The sequence below is a fragment of the Pseudomonas sp. AC252 genome, assembly GCF_979258105.1.
In genome coordinates, this window is sequence record NZ_OZ409837.1 from 2,867,450 (window position 1) to 2,885,257 (window position 17,808).

Annotated in this window: 18 protein-coding genes; 10 read left to right on the forward strand and 8 right to left on the reverse strand. The window is 61.0% G+C overall.

The window, feature by feature from the left end; genetic code table 11:
• Window positions 1-175: 175 nt before the first annotated feature.
• Entirely contained in the window at window positions 176-922 is a 747-nt protein-coding gene (locus ACZZZ4_RS12995; protein WP_024011597.1) for a FadR/GntR family transcriptional regulator, read from the forward strand.
• A gap of 3 nt (window positions 923-925) precedes the next feature.
• Here the strand turns inward: ACZZZ4_RS12995 and ACZZZ4_RS13000 are convergent, their stop codons facing one another.
• A complete protein-coding gene (locus tag ACZZZ4_RS13000; protein ID WP_129999943.1) occupies window positions 926-1,279 on the reverse strand; it encodes a hypothetical protein in 354 nt (117 codons plus the stop codon).
• A 142-nt stretch (window positions 1,280-1,421) separates the two neighbouring features.
• Complete coding sequence (locus ACZZZ4_RS13005) at window positions 1,422-1,802, reverse strand: hypothetical protein (RefSeq protein WP_463547982.1); 381 nt, start codon at window positions 1,800-1,802, stop codon at window positions 1,422-1,424.
• Window positions 1,803-2,100: 298 nt separating this feature from the next.
• On the opposite strand from ACZZZ4_RS13005, the gene kdgD reads away from it, so the two are divergent.
• The 5 genes from kdgD to ACZZZ4_RS13030 all read left to right on the forward strand — a co-directional run bounded on the left by kdgD (window position 2,101) and on the right by ACZZZ4_RS13030 (window position 8,761).
• Complete coding sequence (kdgD, locus tag ACZZZ4_RS13010) at window positions 2,101-3,012, forward strand: 5-dehydro-4-deoxyglucarate dehydratase (RefSeq protein ID WP_039759443.1); 912 nt, start codon at window positions 2,101-2,103, stop codon at window positions 3,010-3,012.
• Window positions 3,013-3,083: 71 nt separating this feature from the next.
• The gene (locus ACZZZ4_RS13015; RefSeq protein ID WP_463547983.1) at window positions 3,084-4,529 is read left to right on the forward strand and encodes an aldehyde dehydrogenase family protein; all 1,446 of its coding nucleotides are present in this window, start codon (window positions 3,084-3,086) and stop codon (window positions 4,527-4,529) included.
• Between the two features lie 153 nt (window positions 4,530-4,682).
• Window positions 4,683-6,047 (forward strand): MFS transporter, encoded by a 1,365-nt coding sequence (locus ACZZZ4_RS13020; RefSeq protein ID WP_039759710.1) that lies wholly within the window; start codon window positions 4,683-4,685, stop codon window positions 6,045-6,047.
• Between the two features lie 11 nt (window positions 6,048-6,058).
• Window positions 6,059-7,612 (forward strand): galactarate dehydratase, encoded by a 1,554-nt coding sequence (gene garD / locus ACZZZ4_RS13025; RefSeq protein ID WP_129999940.1) that lies wholly within the window; start codon window positions 6,059-6,061, stop codon window positions 7,610-7,612.
• Between the two features lie 207 nt (window positions 7,613-7,819).
• A complete protein-coding gene (locus ACZZZ4_RS13030) occupies window positions 7,820-8,761 on the forward strand; it encodes an AEC family transporter (RefSeq protein ID WP_039759433.1) in 942 nt (313 codons plus the stop codon).
• A gap of 100 nt (window positions 8,762-8,861) precedes the next feature.
• Here ACZZZ4_RS13030 and ACZZZ4_RS13035 read toward each other — a convergent pair whose 3' ends face one another.
• The 6 genes from ACZZZ4_RS13035 to gatC all read right to left on the reverse strand — a co-directional run bounded on the left by ACZZZ4_RS13035 (window position 8,862) and on the right by gatC (window position 14,148).
• Window positions 8,862-9,242 (reverse strand): carboxymuconolactone decarboxylase family protein, encoded by a 381-nt coding sequence (locus ACZZZ4_RS13035; RefSeq protein ID WP_039759431.1) that lies wholly within the window; start codon window positions 9,240-9,242, stop codon window positions 8,862-8,864.
• Window positions 9,239-10,249: a calcium/sodium antiporter gene (locus ACZZZ4_RS13040; protein WP_463549274.1), complete on the reverse strand. Its 1,011-nt coding sequence runs from the start codon at window positions 10,247-10,249 to the stop codon at window positions 9,239-9,241. Before ACZZZ4_RS13040 ends, ACZZZ4_RS13035 begins: the two co-directional genes overlap by 4 nt.
• Before the next feature lie 97 nt (window positions 10,250-10,346).
• Window positions 10,347-10,718 (reverse strand): septal ring lytic transglycosylase RlpA family protein, encoded by a 372-nt coding sequence (locus ACZZZ4_RS13045; RefSeq protein WP_016771703.1) that lies wholly within the window; start codon window positions 10,716-10,718, stop codon window positions 10,347-10,349.
• A gap of 218 nt (window positions 10,719-10,936) precedes the next feature.
• Window positions 10,937-12,382: an Asp-tRNA(Asn)/Glu-tRNA(Gln) amidotransferase subunit GatB gene (gene gatB / locus ACZZZ4_RS13050; RefSeq protein ID WP_122601837.1), complete on the reverse strand. Its 1,446-nt coding sequence runs from the start codon at window positions 12,380-12,382 to the stop codon at window positions 10,937-10,939.
• Window positions 12,383-12,392: 10 nt separating this feature from the next.
• On the reverse strand, window positions 12,393-13,844 hold the full coding sequence (gatA, locus tag ACZZZ4_RS13055) for an Asp-tRNA(Asn)/Glu-tRNA(Gln) amidotransferase subunit GatA (RefSeq protein WP_024011605.1): 1,452 nt from the start codon (window positions 13,842-13,844) through the stop codon (window positions 12,393-12,395).
• A 16-nt stretch (window positions 13,845-13,860) separates the two neighbouring features.
• Window positions 13,861-14,148 carry an Asp-tRNA(Asn)/Glu-tRNA(Gln) amidotransferase subunit GatC gene (gatC, locus tag ACZZZ4_RS13060; protein ID WP_463547984.1) on the reverse strand — a complete coding sequence of 96 codons (288 nt, stop codon included), beginning with the start codon at window positions 14,146-14,148 and terminating at the stop codon, window positions 13,861-13,863.
• Window positions 14,149-14,359: 211 nt separating this feature from the next.
• Here gatC and mreB point away from each other — a divergent pair, with 211 nt between their 5' ends.
• From mreB to ACZZZ4_RS13080, 4 genes are all read left to right on the forward strand, one after another.
• Window positions 14,360-15,397, forward strand: coding sequence for a rod shape-determining protein MreB (gene mreB, locus ACZZZ4_RS13065; RefSeq protein ID WP_002555108.1), 1,038 nt, complete (start codon window positions 14,360-14,362; stop codon window positions 15,395-15,397).
• 140 nt (window positions 15,398-15,537) lie between these two features.
• Window positions 15,538-16,641, forward strand: a complete 1,104-nt coding sequence (gene mreC, locus ACZZZ4_RS13070; protein WP_463538779.1) for a rod shape-determining protein MreC — start codon at window positions 15,538-15,540, stop codon at window positions 16,639-16,641.
• Window positions 16,641-17,132 (forward strand): rod shape-determining protein MreD, encoded by a 492-nt coding sequence (gene mreD / locus ACZZZ4_RS13075; RefSeq protein ID WP_024011608.1) that lies wholly within the window; start codon window positions 16,641-16,643, stop codon window positions 17,130-17,132. Before mreC ends, mreD begins: the two co-directional genes overlap by 1 nt.
• A 37-nt stretch (window positions 17,133-17,169) precedes the next feature.
• The gene (locus tag ACZZZ4_RS13080) at window positions 17,170-17,766 is read left to right on the forward strand and encodes a Maf family protein (protein WP_129999936.1); all 597 of its coding nucleotides are present in this window, start codon (window positions 17,170-17,172) and stop codon (window positions 17,764-17,766) included.
• Window positions 17,767-17,808: the final 42 nt, after the last annotated feature.

The window sequence follows — 17,808 nt, forward strand, 5'->3', positions numbered from 1 at the left end:
TGGGAGCGAGCCTGCTCGCGAAGGGGCCATATCGGTCGACGAATCTTTCGTCTGAACCACTGCTTTCGCGAGCAGGCTCGCTCCCACAGCGGGGTAATGTGATCTGCCCGGTGATCGTACAACCCGCTTGAGCTATGATGGCGCCAAGCCGAACTTTCGAGACAAGATACAAATCATGGAAAAGCTGATCGACACCCCGCGCCTCCCCCGCAAGCGCCGTAGCCTCGCCCAGGAATTGGTGACGGTGTTGAGCGAGCAGATCCGTGATGGCCTGCTCAAACGTGGCGACAAATTGCCCACCGAGTCGGCGATCATGGAAGCCCATGGCGTCAGCCGCACCGTGGTCCGTGAGGCGATTTCCCGTCTGCAGGCCGCCGGCCAGGTGGAAACCCGCCACGGCATCGGCACCTTTGTCCTCGACACGCCGAGCCCGAGCGGTTTCCGCATCGACCCGGCCACCGTCGTCACTCTGCGTGACGTGCTGGCAATTCTCGAATTGCGCATCAGCCTCGAAGTCGAATCCGCCGGCCTCGCCGCGCAACGCCGCAGCCCCGAACAACTGGCAACCATGCGCGCCGCCCTCGACGCTCTGAACGAAAGCGCCTCCCATGCCAGCGATGCGGTGTCGTCGGACTTCGCTTTCCACCTGGAAATCGCCCTGTCCACCGGCAACCGCTATTTTACCGACATCATGACCCACCTGGGCACCAGCATCATTCCGCGTACGCGGCTGAACTCGGCGCGCCTGGCCCACGACGATCAACAGCACTACATGGGCCGTCTGAGCCGTGAGCACGAAGAAATCTACGACGCAATTGCCCGACAGGATTCCGATGCAGCGCGTGCGGCGATGAGATTGCACCTGACCAACAGCCGCGAAAGACTGCGCCAGGCCCATGAAGAGGCGCAGGCGCAGGGGTAGCGCTCAACGCACTATGGCGACTTTGAGTTCTTCAGACATTGCGGGAACTTGACCTTGCTTCGAGACGCTGTAACGCAATCGGGCATCTGCTGCCGGACTGAGACCTTTCTCAAAATGAGCCTTTTCAATTGCGAAAGGAATGTCCTTGCCCAGATCGGCGGAAGTCAGCGCTTTCAGGTATTCCCATTGCTTATCGCCGACGACGAGCATCAGTTTTACTCGGTCTCCTGCCGAGGCTTCAGCATATGGAGGTACCACTGCTTCGGTCGGGTCTTTGATTGTGCTCACGTAAAGGGTGCCTTTTGACGCTTCTGTGAGTATTGGTGCAGGCAGAGGGGGAAGCGTTGCATTAGTCATGTTCAAGGTCCTTTTGTCAGTATCAGTCGGCTAAATGCGCGTATTAGTCGCGCGCATTCATTAAAGGACCGCTGAACCTGCGCTCGCACCTGTAAGAAATACCAGTCCCGACCAACGGTCAGAGCGTCAAATCCGCAACCCATTACGCCTCGACCCGCAGCCTCAGCGGCAGCGAATACGGCTCCATACTCGACTCATCACGAAACTTGTAGCGCAGCTCCACCTCGCGGTTCAGGTACGGTTGCAGCGCCTCTTTCGGCAACTGCACCTCGATGTCGAGCAGCTTTTCCATTTCATCCTCGGCATCGTCCCAAGCGCCGGTGTCCACTTCATCACCTTCCCATTCAGGCTCGTCAGCATCACTGCCGAGAATCGCGTAGACGCTCCAGTTTGCTGCGAAATCGCTGGAATCCGGCACCTGCACGGTGAGGATATCCGGCATCTGCGAGAGCTGAAGCGTCACGCAATCGTCTTTAGCAGGGGCGGTGTGGGAGAGGGTAGGGGCGGCAAAATGCATCGACATAACAGCTTCCTTTGAGTGGTCCGCCACGATCCTTCGTGGCAGTCGACGTATTTTAGGAGCGGCTCGTCCCCTCGCAATTAAACGAATCCAGACCAGATATTTCCGCCAGCGAAGGCTTCAAGGACGGGCCTTCCAGCGATTTCAGCAAGCGCAAAAAGCGATTTTGTCCGACAAAAAATCGCTGGCAACGATGAAATGCAGTTGACGGTTATCTTTTAAGTTGTACGATGACCTACAACTTCGGCGAAGGCTGAACGGTCCACTCACAATAAAACGTTGCTACCAGGGTGTTCGAATAATGAATCCACAAGAACTGAAGTCCATCCTCTCTGCCGGCCTGCTGTCTTTCCCGGTGACCGATTTCAACGCGCAAGGCGATTTCAACCGCGCGGGCTACATCAAACGCCTGGAATGGCTGGCTCCGTATGGCGCTTCGGCTCTGTTCGCTGCCGGCGGCACCGGTGAGTTCTTCTCCCTGGCCGCCAGCGAATATTCGGAAATCATCAAGACCGCCGTCGACACCTGCGCGACCAGCGTTCCAATCCTCGCCGGCGTCGGTGGTTCGACCCGCCAGGCCATCGAGTACGCTCAGGAAGCCGAGCGTCTGGGCGCCAAAGGCCTGCTGCTGCTGCCGCACTACCTGACCGAAGCAAGCCAGGACGGTGTTGCCGCGCACGTAGAAGCCGTGTGCAAGTCGGTGAAGATTGGCGTGGTCGTCTACAACCGCAACGTCTGCCGCCTCACCGCGCCGCTGCTGGAGCGTCTGGCCGAGCGCTGCCCGAACCTGATCGGCTACAAGGATGGCCTGGGCGATATCGAGTTGATGGTGTCGATCCGTCGCCGCCTCGGTGATCGCTTCAGCTACCTGGGTGGTCTGCCGACTGCCGAAGTCTACGCCGCTGCCTACAAGGCGTTGGGCGTGCCGGTGTACTCCTCGGCGGTGTTCAACTTCATCCCGAAAACCGCGATGGACTTCTACCACGCGATCGCTCGCGAAGATCACGCCACCGTCGGCAAGATCATCGACGACTTCTTCCTGCCGTACCTGGACATCCGCAACCGCAAGGCCGGTTACGCCGTGAGCATCGTCAAGGCAGGTGCAAAAATCGCCGGCTATGACGCAGGTCCGGTGCGTGCGCCGCTGACCGACCTGACCGGCGAAGAGTACGAAATGCTCGCCGCGCTGATCGACAAGCAAGGCGCGCAATAAACGAGAAAAGCGAGGCCGCTGAGCAATCAGCGGCTTTTTGCGTGAAGGCTTTTAGAGTTGAGGGCTGCCCTGTGACAACTGCAAAACGCTACGACAACTACATCAATGGCGAATGGGTCGCCGGTGCCGATTACTCGGCCAACATCAACCCGTCCGAACTCAGCGACACCATCGGCGACTACGCCAAGGCCGACCTGAGCCAGGTCAACGCCGCCATCGACGCTGCGCGCGCTGCGTTCCCGGCGTACTCCACTTCGGGCATTCAGGCCCGTCACGATTCGCTGGATAAGGTCGGCAGCGAGATCCTCGCCCGTCGCGAAGAGCTCGGCACGCTGTTGGCCCGTGAGGAGGGCAAGACCCTGCCGGAAGCGATCGGTGAAGTGACCCGCGCCGGCAACATTTTCAAGTTCTTCGCCGGTGAGTGCCTGCGTCTGTCCGGTGACTACGTGCCGTCGGTACGCCCGGGCGTCAACGTTGAAGTCACTCGCGAAGCACTGGGCGTGGTCGGTCTGATCACCCCGTGGAACTTCCCGATCGCCATCCCGGCATGGAAAATTGCTCCGGCCCTGGCCTACGGCAACTGCGTAGTGCTCAAGCCTGCCGATCTGGTGCCGGGCTGCGCCTGGGCCCTGGCGGAAATCATCTCCCGCGCAGGTTTCCCGGCCGGTGTGTTCAACCTGGTGATGGGCAGCGGTCGCGTGGTTGGCGAGGCGTTGGTCAACAGCCCGAAAGTCGACGGCATCAGCTTCACCGGTTCGGTGGGCGTTGGTCGTCAGATCGCCGTGAACTGCGTTTCGCGCCAGGCCAAAGTGCAACTGGAAATGGGCGGCAAGAACCCGCAAATCATTCTCGACGACGCCGACCTCAAGCAAGCGGTCGAGCTGTCGGTGCAGAGCGCGTTCTACTCCACCGGCCAGCGTTGCACAGCGTCGAGCCGCTTGATCGTGACTGCCGGGATCCACGACAAATTCGTCGAAGCCATGGCCGAGCGCATGAAGTCGATCAAGGTCGGCCACGCGCTGAAGGCCGGCACCGACATCGGTCCGGTGGTCTCCCGGGCGCAGCTTGAGCAGGACATGAAGTACATCGACATCGGCCAGTCCGAAGGTGCGCGTCTGGTCAGCGGCGGTGGTGTGGTGACATGCGACACCGAGGGCTACTTCCTCGCGCCGACCCTGTTCGCCGACAGTGAAGCGTCAATGCGTATCAGCCGCGAAGAGATCTTCGGCCCAGTGGCCAACATCGTTCGCGTGGCCGATTACGAAACCGCGCTGGCGATGGCCAACGACACCGAATTCGGCTTGTCGGCCGGCATCGCGACCACTTCGCTGAAGTACGCCAACCACTTCAAGCGCCACTCCCAGGCCGGGATGGTGATGGTCAACCTGCCGACCGCCGGTGTGGATTACCACGTCCCGTTCGGTGGCCGTAAAGGCTCGTCCTACGGCTCGCGTGAGCAGGGCCGCTATGCACAAGAGTTCTACACGGTCGTGAAGACTGCCTACATCGGTTCCTGATACACGCAATACCTGTGGGAGCTGGCTTGCCAGCGATTCGGGCAACGCGGTGCTTCAGGCACGCCGCGCTGATGCCATCGCTGGCAAGCCAGCTCCCACAAAGACCAAAGAATGTTTTACCCGCATAAAAATAATCAGTGGGAGTACATCTGCATGCAATCCTCCAAGCCGACTCATGTCCGCTATTTGATCCTGCTCATGCTGTTTCTGGTGACCACGATCAATTACGCCGACCGTGCCACGATCGCCATTGCCGGCTCCAGCCTGCAAAAGGACCTTGGCATTGACGCCGTTACCCTCGGCTACATCTTCTCCGCATTCGGTTGGGCCTACGTCGCCGGGCAAATTCCCGGTGGCTGGCTGCTCGATCGCTTCGGCTCGAAAAAAGTCTATGCCCTGAGCATTTTCACCTGGTCGCTGTTCACCGTGCTGCAAGGCTTCGTCGGTGAATTCGGCATGTCCACGGCAGTGGTTGCGCTGTTCATGCTGCGTTTCCTTGTGGGCCTGGCCGAAGCGCCATCGTTCCCCGGCAATGCGCGCATCGTGGCGGCGTGGTTCCCGACCGCTGAACGCGGCACCGCTTCGGCGATATTCAACTCGGCGCAATACTTTGCCACCGTGTTGTTCGCGCCGCTGATGGGCTGGATCGTCTACAGCTTCGGCTGGGAGCACGTGTTCATCGTCATGGGGATTCTGGGCATCATCTTCTCGCTGGTGTGGCTGAAGGTTATCCACAGCCCGCGCCAACACCCGATGGCCAACGAAGCTGAAGTCAACTTCATCGCTGACAACGGCGGCATGGTCGACATGGACCAGAACAAAGGCAAAAAAGCCGATGGGCCGAAGTGGGACTACATCCGTCAGTTGCTGACCAACCGCATGATGCTTGGCGTGTATCTGGGCCAGTACTGCATCAACGGCATCACCTACTTCTTCCTGACCTGGTTCCCGGTGTACCTGGTGCAAGAGCGTGGCATGACCATTCTCAAGGCCGGTTTCATCGCTTCGTTGCCGGCGATCTGCGGCTTTATCGGCGGTGTGCTCGGCGGGGTGATTTCCGATTACCTGCTGCGCAAGGGCCACTCGCTGACTTTCGCCCGCAAGGCGCCGATCATCGCTGGTCTGCTGGTGTCGAGCAGCATCGTTGCGTGCAACTATGTTGACGTGGAATGGATGGTCGTGGGCTTCATGGCGCTGGCATTCTTTGGCAAAGGCGTGGGTGCACTGGGCTGGGCGGTGGTTTCCGACACTTCGCCGAAACAGATCGCCGGTCTGAGCGGTGGCCTGTTCAACACCTTCGGCAACATCGCTTCGATCACCACGCCGATCGTGATTGGCTACATCATCAGCTCTACCGGTTCGTTCAAATGGGCGCTGGTGTTTGTCGGTGCCAACGCACTGGTCGCGGTGTTCAGCTACCTGGTGATCGTCGGCCCGATCAAGCGTGTGGTCTTGAAAGAGCCGCCAGCCAAGGGCGGTAATGAAGCCACCGGCAATTTGTCTCAAGCGCATTCCTGAGGAGCGGCGTCATGCAGTTGATTGAACATTCCGACTCGCCGCGCTACATCCGCCTGCACGAGCGGGACAACGTTGTAGTGGTGGTCAACGATCAGGGCGTACCGGCCGGTACCGAGTTCGCCGACGGCCTGGTTACCTTGGATTTCGTACCGCAGAGCCACAAGGTCACCCTGGAGGATATTCCCGAGGGCGGCCCGGTGATTCGTTACGGGCAGATCATTGGTTACGCGTTGCAGCCGATCCGTCGCGGCAGTTGGGTCAAGGAAGATCAACTGCGCATGCCGACCGCGCCGCCGCTGGACAGCTTGCCGCTGTCCACCGATGTGCCGGATGCGCAGGCACCGCTGGAAGGCTTCACATTCGAGGGTTATCGCAACGCCGACGGCACCGTCGGCACGCGCAACATTCTCGGCATCACCACCACCGTGCAGTGCGTCACCGGCGTGCTCGATCACGCGGTCAAGCGCATCAAGGAAGAGCTGCTGCCGAAGTACCCGCATGTCGATGACGTGGTGGCGCTGACCCACAGTTATGGCTGCGGTGTGGCGATTACCGCCACCGATGCCTACATCCCGATTCGTACCGTGCGCAATCTGGCCCGCAACCCGAACCTGGGGGGCGAGGCGCTGGTAATCAGTCTGGGCTGCGAGAAATTGCAGGCCGCGCAGGTGATGCACGAAGACGATGCCTCGGTGGATCTCAGCGATCCTTGGCTGTACCGCTTGCAGGATTCCAGCCACGGCTTTACCGAAATGATCGAGCAGATCATGGAACTGGCCGAAGTGCGTTTGAAGAAACTCGACCAGCGCCGCCGCGAAACGGTGCCGGCGTCCGAGCTGATTCTCGGTATGCAGTGCGGCGGCAGCGACGCGTTCTCCGGCATCACCGCCAACCCGGCGCTGGGTTATGCCTCGGACTTGCTGTTGCGCGCGGGGGCGACGGTGATGTTTTCCGAAGTCACCGAAGTGCGCGATGCGATCTACCTGCTGACCTCGCGGGCGCAGACGCAAACCGTCGCCGAAGAGCTAGTCCGCGAGATGGACTGGTACGACCGTTACTTGGCCAAGGGCGAAGCCGATCGCAGCGCCAACACCACGCCGGGCAACAAGAAAGGCGGGTTGTCGAACATTGTCGAGAAGTCGCTGGGCTCGATCGTCAAGTCCGGCAGCAGCGCGATCAACGGCGTGCTCGGACCAGGCGAGCGTTTCAAGCAGAAGGGGCTGATTTTCTGCGCGACGCCAGCCAGCGATTTTGTCTGCGGTACGTTGCAACTGGCGGCGGGGATGAACCTGCACGTGTTCACCACGGGGCGCGGTACGCCTTATGGGCTGGCCATGGCGCCGGTGGTCAAGGTATCGACGCGGACTGAACTGGCACAGCGCTGGCCGGACCTGATTGACATCGATGCCGGGCGCATTGCAACCGGGCGCGCGACCATCGAGGAGCTGGGCTGGGAGTTGTTTCACTATTACCTGGATGTTGCCAGTGGCAAGCAACAGACCTGGGCGGAGAAACACAAGCTGCATAACGACATCACCTTGTTCAACCCGGCGCCGATTACCTGAGACCGCGTCATCGTTCTTCGCGAGCAGGCTCGCTCCCACAGGGAAATGCATTGCAAATGTGGGAGCTAGCCTGCTCGCGAAAGCGATCTGCCAGACGCCGAAGGACTTGCGGTGCCTGTGATCGTTCCCACGCAGAGCATGGGAACGATCAGGGTGAAAGTGGCTTATCATTAGCCCCCTATCGACGCTCACCCAAGGCTCCCCGGCATGCTGGCAATCTTTCTCGAAACCCTGAACATCACCGCGCCGGTGTTTGCCATGCTGTTTCTCGGTGTGCTGCTCAAGCGCATCGACTGGATCAACGACAACTTCATCCACACCGCCTCATCGCTGGTGTTCAACGTCACGATGCCGGCATTGCTGTTTCTCGGCATCCTCCACGCTGACCTGCACGCCGCGCTGCAACCTTCGCTACTGATCTACTTTTCCCTCGCCACCCTGGTGAGTTTCGCCGTGGCCTGGGGCTGGGCAATTTTCAAGTGTCCGCGTGAAGATCGCGGCATCTACACCCAGGGCGCGTTTCGCGGCAACAACGGCGTGATCGGCCTGGCGCTCGCTGCAAGCATGTACGGCGATTACGGCATTTCGCTCGGGGCGATTCTGGCGGCGCTGGTGATCCTGTTCTACAACACGCTGTCGACCATTGTGCTGGCCGTATACAGCCCGGTGATCAAGTCCGATCCGTGGAGCATCTGCAAAAGCGTGTTCAGCAACCCGCTGATCATCAGCGTGATTGCGGCGGCCCCGTTCGCCTATTTCAAGATCGGTTTGCCGGGTTGGCTGGAAACCTCCGGCCAGTATCTGGCGCAGACCACTTTGCCGTTGGCACTGATTTGTATCGGTGGCACGCTGTCACTGGCGGCGTTGCGCAAGAGCGGCAAGATGGCGCTCAGTTCCAGCCTGGTGAAAATGGTCGGTCTGCCGTTACTGGCAACCGTGGGCGCGTGGTTGTGGGGCTTTCGCGGGGCGGAGTTGGGGATTCTCTTTCTCTACTTTGGCAGCCCGACGGCGGCGGCAAGTTTCGTCATGGCCCGGGCGGCACAGGGCAATCATGAGCTGGCGGCGGCGATCATTGTGCTGACCACGTTGATGGCGGCGATTACCACCAACGTCGGGATCTTTGTGTTGCAGTGGGGTGGGTGGATCTGATCAAGGATTTGCGGTGTCTGGCAGGGCCTCTTCGCGAGCAGGCTCGCTCCCACAGGGAAACGCATTGCAAATGTGGGAGCGAGCCTGCTCGCGAAGGCGGTCACTGCGGTTTCTGGTAGCTGTCGATCACTTCCTGCGCCGCGCGAAACGCATCGATCGCCGCAGGTACGCCGGCATACACCGCGCAATGCAGCAGGGCTTCGCGAATCTCCTCCACCGTGCAGCCATTGTTCAACGCGCCGCGTACGTGGCCCTTCAACTCCTGCGGACACTTCAACGCGGTCAGCGCGGCGAGGGTAATCAGGCTGCGGGTTTTCAGCGACAGACCTTCGCGGTTCCACACCCCGCCCCAGGCGTGTTCATTGACGAAATCCTGCAACGGCTGGGTGAACTCGGTGGCGTTGCCCAAGGCGCGATCAACGAAGGCATCGCCCATGACCTGACGACGGATTTCAACCCCGGACTGCTTCGACTCGTTCATGGCACATCTCTTTTGTGGTGTTGGCGACGCCAGGCGCGGATCGACGTGAACAACAGAAACGTCAGCAGCGCCGGCAGGACATAAAACAGCATCAAGCGCTCGAGTCTGCCGGCCAGCGGCATGCCGGTGGTGAACGACACCACATGCAGCCCGTAGACCAGATACAAACCAAGCAGCAGCAAGCCTTCGGCCCGGGTCACGCGGTAGCCGGAATAGAACACCGGCAGGCACAGCGCCGCGACGCCGAGCATCACCGGCAAGTCGAAATCCAGCGCATTCGGGGAAACGGAAAGCGGCGTCGGTGCGAGGAGGGCGGTCAGCCCGAGCACCCCGAGCAGGTTGAACAGGTTGGCGCCGATCACGTTGCCCACGGCAATGTCGCGCTGTCCGCGCAACGCAGCGATCAGCGAAGTCGCCAGTTCGGGTAGCGAAGTGCCGACCGCGACCACGGTCAGACCGATGACCCGTTCCGACAGGCCCAAGTCGGTGGCCACGACCACGGCGGCGCCAAGCAGCAGACGCCCGGCGAACACCAGCATGGTCAGGCCAGCGAGAATCATCAGCCCACTGATCAGCCAGGAGTGCTGCGTCTCGGTGGGTGGTTCTGTATGCGGTCGCGTCGAGTGGCGCGACTGGCGAAACAGCAAGCCGAGGTACAACGCCAAAGCGCCGAGCAGCAGAACGCCGTCGAAACGCCCGAGGTCTTTATTCCAGGCGAGGATGAATACCAGCAGGCTGGCGCCGATCATCAGCGGGATGTCCAGGCGCACCAGTTGCCGCGACACGCGCAGCGGGATGATCAGTGCCGACAGGCCAAGGGTTACAAGGATGTTGAAGATGCCGCTGCCGACCACGCTGCCGACGGCGATGTCGGGGTTGTCGGACAGCGCCGCTTGCAGGCTCACCGCCATTTGCGGGGCGCTGCTCCCGAGAGCGACGATGGTCAGGCCAATGATCAGCGGGCGCACATGCAGACGCTCGGCCAGACGCACGGCGGCGCGCACCATCAGCTCGGCGCCGATGAGCAAAAGACACAGGCCACTGAGCAATTCGATGACGTTGATCAGCGGCAGATCAGCTAGTCCGAAAATGGTCGGCGCTCCATCAGTCGAGGGCCTGCACGCGTACCCGGGCGGTGCCGCTGCGCAGCATGCCGATTTCGTCGGCGGCCTCGCGTGACAGATCGATCAGCCGGCCACGGGTGTGCGGGCCACGGTCATTGATGCGGACCACGACTGATTCATCGTTTTTCAGGTTGGTGACCTTCACTCGCGTGCCGAACGGCAACTGGCGGTGGGCGGCGGTCAGGGAATGCTGGTTGAACGCTTCGCCGCTGGCGGTGCGTTTACCGTGATGTTTGGCTCCATAGTAGGAGGCGACGCCGGTCTGGTCGTAACCGTGCGGGTCGATGGTGTCGGTACTGGCGCAACCGGCCAGCAGAGAGAGCAGGGCGCTGCTCAAAAACAGACGCTTCATTCAAAGGTATCCCGGATCAAATGTAGGAGTGACCTGTGGCGAGGGGATTTATCCCCGTTGGACTGCGCAGCAGTCCCAAAACTGAGAACTCGATTTATCTGGTGCAAATCAAGCTCAGCAATTGGGGCCGCTTCTCGGCCCAACGGGGATAAATCCCCTCGCCACAGGTCCCTTCCACAGGGAATGGAGCCAGGCTTTGGATCTGGCTCCATTGGTGGTCAGCCTTCGAGCTTGCTTTTCAGCAGTTCGTTCACCTGCTGCGGGTTGGCCTTGCCTTTCGAGGCTTTCATGGCCTGGCCGACGAAGAAGCCGAACATCTTGCCGCGTTTGGCTTCGTCTGCCGCGCGGTACTGTTCGACCTGTTCGGCGTTGGCCGCGAGCATTTCGTCGAGCACAGCCGAGATCGCGCCGGTGTCGGTGACTTGCTTGAGGCCGCGCTTCTCGATGATCTCGTCAGCACTGCCTTCGCCGTTGGCCATCGCTTCGAACACCACCTTGGCGATCTTGCCGGAGATGGTGTTGTCCTTGATGCGCTGCAGCATGCCGCCCAATTGCTCGGCGGAGACTGGCGAGTCTTCGATGTCCATGCCCTGCTTGTTGAGCAGGCTGCCCAACTCGACCATCACCCAGTTCGCCGCCAGTTTCGCGTCGCCACCGATGGCTGCGACCTTCTCGAAGTAATCCGCCTGTTCACGGCTGGTGGCCAGCACGTTAGCGTCGTAGGCCGACAGACCGAACTGGCTCTGGAAGCGCTCGCGCTTTTGCGGTGGCAGTTCCGGCAGGGTGGCACGCACTTCACCCAGGAACGACTCTTCGATGACCACCGGTAGCAGGTCCGGATCGGGGAAGTAACGGTAGTCGTTGGCTTCCTCTTTCGAACGCATCGGACGGGTTTCGTCCTTGTTCGGGTCGTACAGGCGGGTCTGCTGGATGACCTTGCCGCCGTCTTCGATCAGCTCGATCTGACGCTGGATTTCCGAGTTGATCGCCTTCTCGATGAAGCGGAACGAGTTGACGTTCTTGATCTCGCAGCGGGTACCGAACTCGACCTGGCCTTTCGGCCGTACCGAGACGTTGCAGTCGCAACGCAGCGAGCCTTCGGCCATGTTGCCGTCGCAAATGCCCAAGTAGCGCACCAGCGCGTGGATCGCCTTGACGTAAGCCACGGCTTCCTTGGCGCTGCGCATGTCCGGCTCGGAAACGATTTCCAGCAGCGGCGTGCCGGCACGGTTCAGGTCGATGCCGGTGGCACCGTTGAATTCTTCGTGCAGGCTCTTGCCGGCATCTTCTTCCAGGTGCGCGCGGGTAATGCCGACGCGTTTGACCGTGCCGTCTTCCAGGGCGATGTCCAGGTGGCCTTTGCCAACGATCGGCAATTCCATCTGGCTGATCTGATAGCCCTTCGGCAGGTCCGGGTAGAAGTAGTTCTTGCGGGCGAACACGTTGTGCTGGCCGATCTCGGCGTCAATCGCCAGACCGAACATCACCGCCATGCGCACCGCTTCCTGGTTGAGCACCGGCAGCACACCGGGCATGCCCAGATCGATCAGGCTGGCCTGGGTGTTCGGCTCGGAACCGAACGTGGTGGAACTACCGGAAAAGATTTTCGACCGGGTGGTGAGCTGAGTGTGAATCTCCAGCCCGATCACGACTTCCCATTGCATGTGTGTCTCCTCAGAAGCCGGTTGGGGTGCGGGTGTGCCAGTCAGTGTTGAGCTGATACTGGTGGGCAACGTTCAACAGGCGGCCTTCCTGGAAATACGGCGCGAGCAACTGCACGCCCACCGGCAGACCGTCGACAAAACCGGCCGGCATCGACAGGCCCGGCAGGCCGGCGAGGTTGGCGGTGATGGTGTAGACGTCTTCCAGGTATGCAGCGACTGGGTCGCTGTTCTTCGCGCCAAGCTTCCAGGCCGGGTTCGGCGTGGTCGGGCCGAGGATGATGTCGACTTCATTGAACGCAGCCATGAAATCGTTCTTCACCAGGCGACGGATCTTCTGCGCTTTCAGGTAGTAGGCATCGTAGTAACCGGCGGACAGCGCGTAGGCACCGACCATGATCCGGCGCTGTACTTCGGCGCCGAAGCCTTCGCCACGGGAGCGCTTGTACAGGTCGATGAGGTTTTCCGGGTTCTCGCAGCGATGGCCGAAACGCACGCCGTCGAAACGCGACAGGTTGGAAGACGCTTCTGCCGGGGCGATCACGTAGTAGGCCGGAATGGCGTGCTGCATGTTCGGCAGGCTGATTTCCTTGATCACCGCACCGAGCTTCTGCAACTGCTGGATGCTGTTCTGGATCAGCTCGGCAATGCGCGGGTCGAGACCGGCGCTGAAGTATTCCTTCGGCACGCCGATGCGCAGGCCTTGCAGCGACTCGCCGAGGCTGGCGGAGTAATCCGGGACTGGCTCATCGATGCTGGTGGAGTCGTTCGGGTCGAAGCCGGCCATGCCTTGCAGCAGAATCGCGCAATCTTCGGCCGTGCGCGCCAACGGGCCGCCCTGATCAAGGCTGGACGCGTAGGCAATCATGCCCCAGCGCGAAACGCGACCGTAGGTCGGCTTCAAACCGGTGAGGTTGGTGAATGCTGCCGGCTGGCGGATCGAACCGCCGGTGTCGGTTGCGGTGGCGGCAGGCAGCAGGCGAGCGGCCACGGCGGCGGCCGAGCCACCGGACGAACCGCCCGGCACGTGTTCCAGGTTCCACGGGTTTTTCACGGCGCCGTACCAGCTCGACTCGTTGGCCGAACCCATGGCGAATTCGTCCATGTTGGTCTTGCCCAGAGTCACCGCGCCGGCAGCGGCCAGTTTCGCGACTACGGTGGCGTCGTAGGGAGCCTTGAAATTGTCGAGCATCTTCGAGCCGCAGCTGGTGCGGATGCCCTGGGTGCAGAACAGATCCTTGTGGGCGATCGGCGCGCCGAGCAGGGCGCCGCTCTCACCATTGGCCCGGCGCGCATCGGCGGCTTTCGCCTGCTCGATGGCCAGATCCTCGGTGAGGCTGATGAAACTGTTGAGCTGCGGATCGAGCTGGGTAATACGCGCCAGCAGGACTTTGGTCAGCTCTTCGGAGGAAAACTTTTTATCGGCGAGACCGCGGGCGATCTCGGCCAGAGTCATTTGATGCATTGCAGGCTCTTTCCCTTTAGTCGATGACTTTCGGAACCAGGTACAGGCCGTTTTCGACCGCTGGTGCGATGGACTGGTAGGCCTCGCGATTATTCGTCTCGGTTACCACGTCGGCGCGCAGGCGCTGACTGGCTTCCAAAGGGTGGGCCAGCGGCTCGATACCGTCGGTATCAACGGCCTGCATTTCGTCGACCAGCCCGAGAATGCTGTTGAGGGCGGAAGTAATGTGCGGAACATCGGCATCGTTGAGGCCAAGGCAGGCCAGATGCGCGATTTTTTCCACGTCGGAGCGTTCTAGCGCCATCGGGATTCTCCAGTGGAAAACAGAACGGACGGCGTCCGTGTGTTAGATTGTCGGAACACTACCGCACTTCTACGGTCATAAGGCCGCGATTGTGGGGCTTGGTGCACAGAAAAGCGGCCAATTTAACATATTGGCGCCTTGCCCAAAATCCCTGTCGTTGTTAGAGTTTGCCGCACTTTTTTACCCACGCGTTGCCTAGGGTCCCTTTCCCATGTTCAAGAAACTGCGTGGCATGTTTTCCAGCGATCTTTCCATTGACCTGGGCACTGCCAACACCCTTATTTACGTGCGCGAGCGCGGTATCGTCCTGAATGAGCCATCGGTTGTGGCCATTCGGACACACGGTAACCAGAAAAGTGTCGTCGCTGTCGGCACCGAGGCCAAGCGCATGCTTGGCCGTACGCCGGGCAACATTGCTGCCATTCGTCCGATGAAGGACGGCGTGATCGCCGACTTCAGCGTCTGCGAAAAGATGCTGCAGTACTTTATCAACAAGGTTCACGAAAACAGTTTCCTGCAGCCCAGCCCTCGTGTGCTGATCTGCGTTCCATGCAAGTCCACCCAGGTTGAGCGTCGTGCCATCCGTGAATCGGCCCTTGGCGCCGGTGCCCGTGAAGTGTTCCTGATCGAAGAGCCGATGGCTGCTGCGATCGGTGCCGGTCTGCCGGTTGAAGAAGCGCGCGGTTCGATGGTCGTGGACATCGGTGGTGGTACCACCGAAATCGCCCTGATCTCCCTGAACGGTGTGGTTTACGCCGAATCCGTACGTGTCGGCGGCGACCGTTTCGACGAAGCGATCATCACTTATGTGCGCCGCAACTACGGCAGCCTGATCGGTGAATCCACCGCTGAGCGCATCAAGCAGGAAATCGGTACCGCCTACCCGGGCGGCGAAGTACGCGAAGTCGATGTTCGCGGTCGCAACCTGGCCGAAGGCGTTCCACGCGCATTCACCCTGAACTCCAACGAAGTGCTCGAGGCTCTGCAAGAGTCGCTGGCAACCATCGTTCAGGCGGTGAAAAGCGCGCTGGAGCAATCGCCGCCGGAACTGGCCTCCGACATCGCCGAGCGTGGCCTGGTGCTGACCGGTGGTGGCGCGCTGCTGCGTGACCTCGACAAGTTGCTGGCCCAGGAAACCGGTCTGCCGGTGATCGTTGCCGAAGACCCGCTGACTTGCGTTGCTCGCGGCGGTGGCCGTGCGCTGGAAATGATGGATAAGCACACCATGGATCTGCTTTCGAGCGAATAAGCTTCGAATGCAATACGTGGGTGAACGCACAGGCAGCACTTTGCAGTGCTGCCTGTTGGCGTTTATCTTCTGTCAGTCTTCATCCAGGCCGGTTTGATGCCGTATGAATAAACAGAACATTTGCCTGGGAGGAGCGGCTTATTAAACCGCTTTTCACCAAAGGCCCTTCGTTGGGCGTGCGCCTGTTGGTGCTGGCCGTGCTCGCGGTCGCACTGATGGTGGTCGATGCACGTTTCGACCTGCTCAAACCCGCGCGCAAGCAAGCGTCGCTGGTGCTCATGGATGCCTACTGGATTACGGACCTGCCCGGCCGCTTGTGGGAAGGGGTCGCCAGTCAGTTCGGCAGCCGCACCGAGCTCGTCGCCGAAAACGAAAAACTCAAGACCGAAAACCTGCTGTTGCAGGGACGCATGCAAAAGCTCGCGGCCCTGACCGAGCAGAACGTTCGGCTGCGCGAGTTGCTCAATTCCTCCGCACTGGTCAATGAAAAGGTCGAAGTGGCCGAGCTGATCGGCATGGACCCCAACCCCTTCACCCATCGCATCATCATCAACAAAGGTGAGCGCGACGGCGTGGTGCTCGGCCAACCGGTGCTCGATGCCCGCGGGTTGATGGGCCAGGTGGTTGAATTGATGCCGTACACCTCGCGTGTCCTACTGCTGACCGACACCACCCACAGCATTCCCGTACAGGTGAACCGTAACGGTCTGCGCGCGATTGCCAGTGGCACCGGCAACCCGGAGCGCCTGGAATTGCGTCATGTCGCCGACACGGCGGACATCAAGGAAGGCGATCTGCTGGTCAGCTCCGGCCTCGGCCAGCGATTCCCGGCCGGTTATCCGGTGGCGACGGTAAAAGAGGTCATCCACGATTCCGGCCAACCGTTCGCTATCGTTCGCGCCGTGCCCACAGCCGCCCTGAACCGCAGTCGCTACCTGCTGCTGGTGTTCAGCGACAGCCGCACTGCCGAGGAACGCGCCAATGACGCGGCCCAAGCCCAAGAACAGCTCGATGCCCACGGCGGTGGCCCGATGTTGCCGGCCAGCGTGCCGAAACCGTTGATCATGCCTGCCACGCCATCGACCGCTACCGCAGCGCCGGCCACTGAAGCCGCATCGCCTGCCGCCACGCCAGCCAAGCCCGCCGCGAGCAAGCCGCCCGCTGCCGCTCCGGCCGCTGCCAAACCACCGGCCACCAGCAAACCACCGGCGAAACCGCCAGCGACTACCGGGGGACGAGAATAATGGTCGGCGCGAAAAAATCCGGAAACGGCTGGATGATCTGGCTGACGTTCTTCGTCGGCATCCTGCTCAGCGTTTCACCGTTGCCGATCTTCATGGAAATCCTTCGCCCGCTGTGGCTGGCCTTGCTCGTGACGTTTTGGGCGCTGTACATGCCGCACACGGTCGGCATGGTGACGGCGTTCTGTCTGGGGCTGGCCGAAGATGTCCTGCAGGGCGACCTGCTCGGGCAGAACGCGCTGATCCTGACCCTGATTACTTTCCTCGTGTTGTCGTTGCAGCAGCGCCTGCGCATGTTCCCGATGTGGCAGCAGTGCCTGGTGATCCTGGTGATCTTCGGCCTCGCACAATTGGCGCAACTGTGGCTGAGCGCTCTGACCGGCAACCGTCAGCCAACCCTGGCGCTGGTCTTGCCGGCGCTGGTCAGTGCCTTGCTCTGGCCGTGGGTCAGCTTCGCCCTGCGCGGGATGTGCCGACGCTACAGAATCTATTGAGCCGGTGAAGCAGGGCACTGAACAGGGAGATGTTTTGATGAAACTGCTTTACCTCGCCTCCGGCTCACCGCGTCGCCGTGAATTGCTCACGCAGATCGGCGTGCGCTTTTCCGCAATCAGTGCAGACATCGACGAAACCCCGCTTCCTGAAGAATCCCCTTCGGCCTATGTCGAGCGCCTCGCGCGTGGCAAGGCTGAGGCCGGGCGCCGCTCGGTCGTCTCTGGCCAGCCGTTCTGCGTGCTTGGCGCCGACACCGCTGTGGTGCTCGACGGCAAAATACTTGGCAAACCGGTGGACGAAGCCGACGCATGCGCCATGCTGATGATGTTGTCCGGCAACGAACACGAGGTGCTGACCGCCATCGCCGTGCTTGAAGGTGAGCGCTGCGAGTCGCGGGTGGTGCGCAGCCGCGTGCGTTTCCGCACCATCAGTCGCGAAGAGGCCGGCGCCTACTGGGCCAGTGGCGAACCGCGCGACAAGGCCGGCGGCTATGGCATTCAGGGCCTGGGCGCGGTGTTTGTCGCCGGGCTCGAAGGCAGCTATTCGGCGGTGGTCGGCCTGCCGCTGTGCGAAACCTGCGAGGCGTTGGGCCATTTCGGCATACCCTGTTGGCAAAACCTGAACACGCCCTGAGCGTCGTACGAATCCAGATGCGGCCACTATCGTGAACATGCC

Coding starts and splice junctions, on each gene's coding strand:
- gatA (WP_024011605.1), bottom strand. CDS start 13,844: ATGCATCAAATGACTCTGGCCGAGATCGCCCGCGGTCTCGCCGATAAA.
- ACZZZ4_RS13000 (WP_129999943.1), bottom strand. CDS start 1,279: ATGACTAATGCAACGCTTCCCCCTCTGCCTGCACCAATACTCACAGAA.
- ACZZZ4_RS13005 (WP_463547982.1), bottom strand. CDS start 1,802: ATGTCGATGCATTTTGCCGCCCCTACCCTCTCCCACACCGCCCCTGCT.
- mreB (WP_002555108.1), top strand. CDS start 14,360: ATGTTCAAGAAACTGCGTGGCATGTTTTCCAGCGATCTTTCCATTGAC.
- ACZZZ4_RS13080 (WP_129999936.1), top strand. CDS start 17,170: ATGAAACTGCTTTACCTCGCCTCCGGCTCACCGCGTCGCCGTGAATTG.
- mreD (WP_024011608.1), top strand. CDS start 16,641: ATGGTCGGCGCGAAAAAATCCGGAAACGGCTGGATGATCTGGCTGACG.
- ACZZZ4_RS13040 (WP_463549274.1), bottom strand. CDS start 10,249: ATGGTGCGCGCCGCCGTGCGTCTGGCCGAGCGTCTGCATGTGCGCCCG.
- ACZZZ4_RS13035 (WP_039759431.1), bottom strand. CDS start 9,242: ATGAACGAGTCGAAGCAGTCCGGGGTTGAAATCCGTCGTCAGGTCATG.
- ACZZZ4_RS12995 (WP_024011597.1), top strand. CDS start 176: ATGGAAAAGCTGATCGACACCCCGCGCCTCCCCCGCAAGCGCCGTAGC.
- gatB (WP_122601837.1), bottom strand. CDS start 12,382: ATGCAATGGGAAGTCGTGATCGGGCTGGAGATTCACACTCAGCTCACC.
- kdgD (WP_039759443.1), top strand. CDS start 2,101: ATGAATCCACAAGAACTGAAGTCCATCCTCTCTGCCGGCCTGCTGTCT.
- ACZZZ4_RS13030 (WP_039759433.1), top strand. CDS start 7,820: ATGCTGGCAATCTTTCTCGAAACCCTGAACATCACCGCGCCGGTGTTT.
- gatC (WP_463547984.1), bottom strand. CDS start 14,148: ATGGCGCTAGAACGCTCCGACGTGGAAAAAATCGCGCATCTGGCCTGC.
- ACZZZ4_RS13020 (WP_039759710.1), top strand. CDS start 4,683: ATGCAATCCTCCAAGCCGACTCATGTCCGCTATTTGATCCTGCTCATG.
- garD (WP_129999940.1), top strand. CDS start 6,059: ATGCAGTTGATTGAACATTCCGACTCGCCGCGCTACATCCGCCTGCAC.
- ACZZZ4_RS13045 (WP_016771703.1), bottom strand. CDS start 10,718: ATGAAGCGTCTGTTTTTGAGCAGCGCCCTGCTCTCTCTGCTGGCCGGT.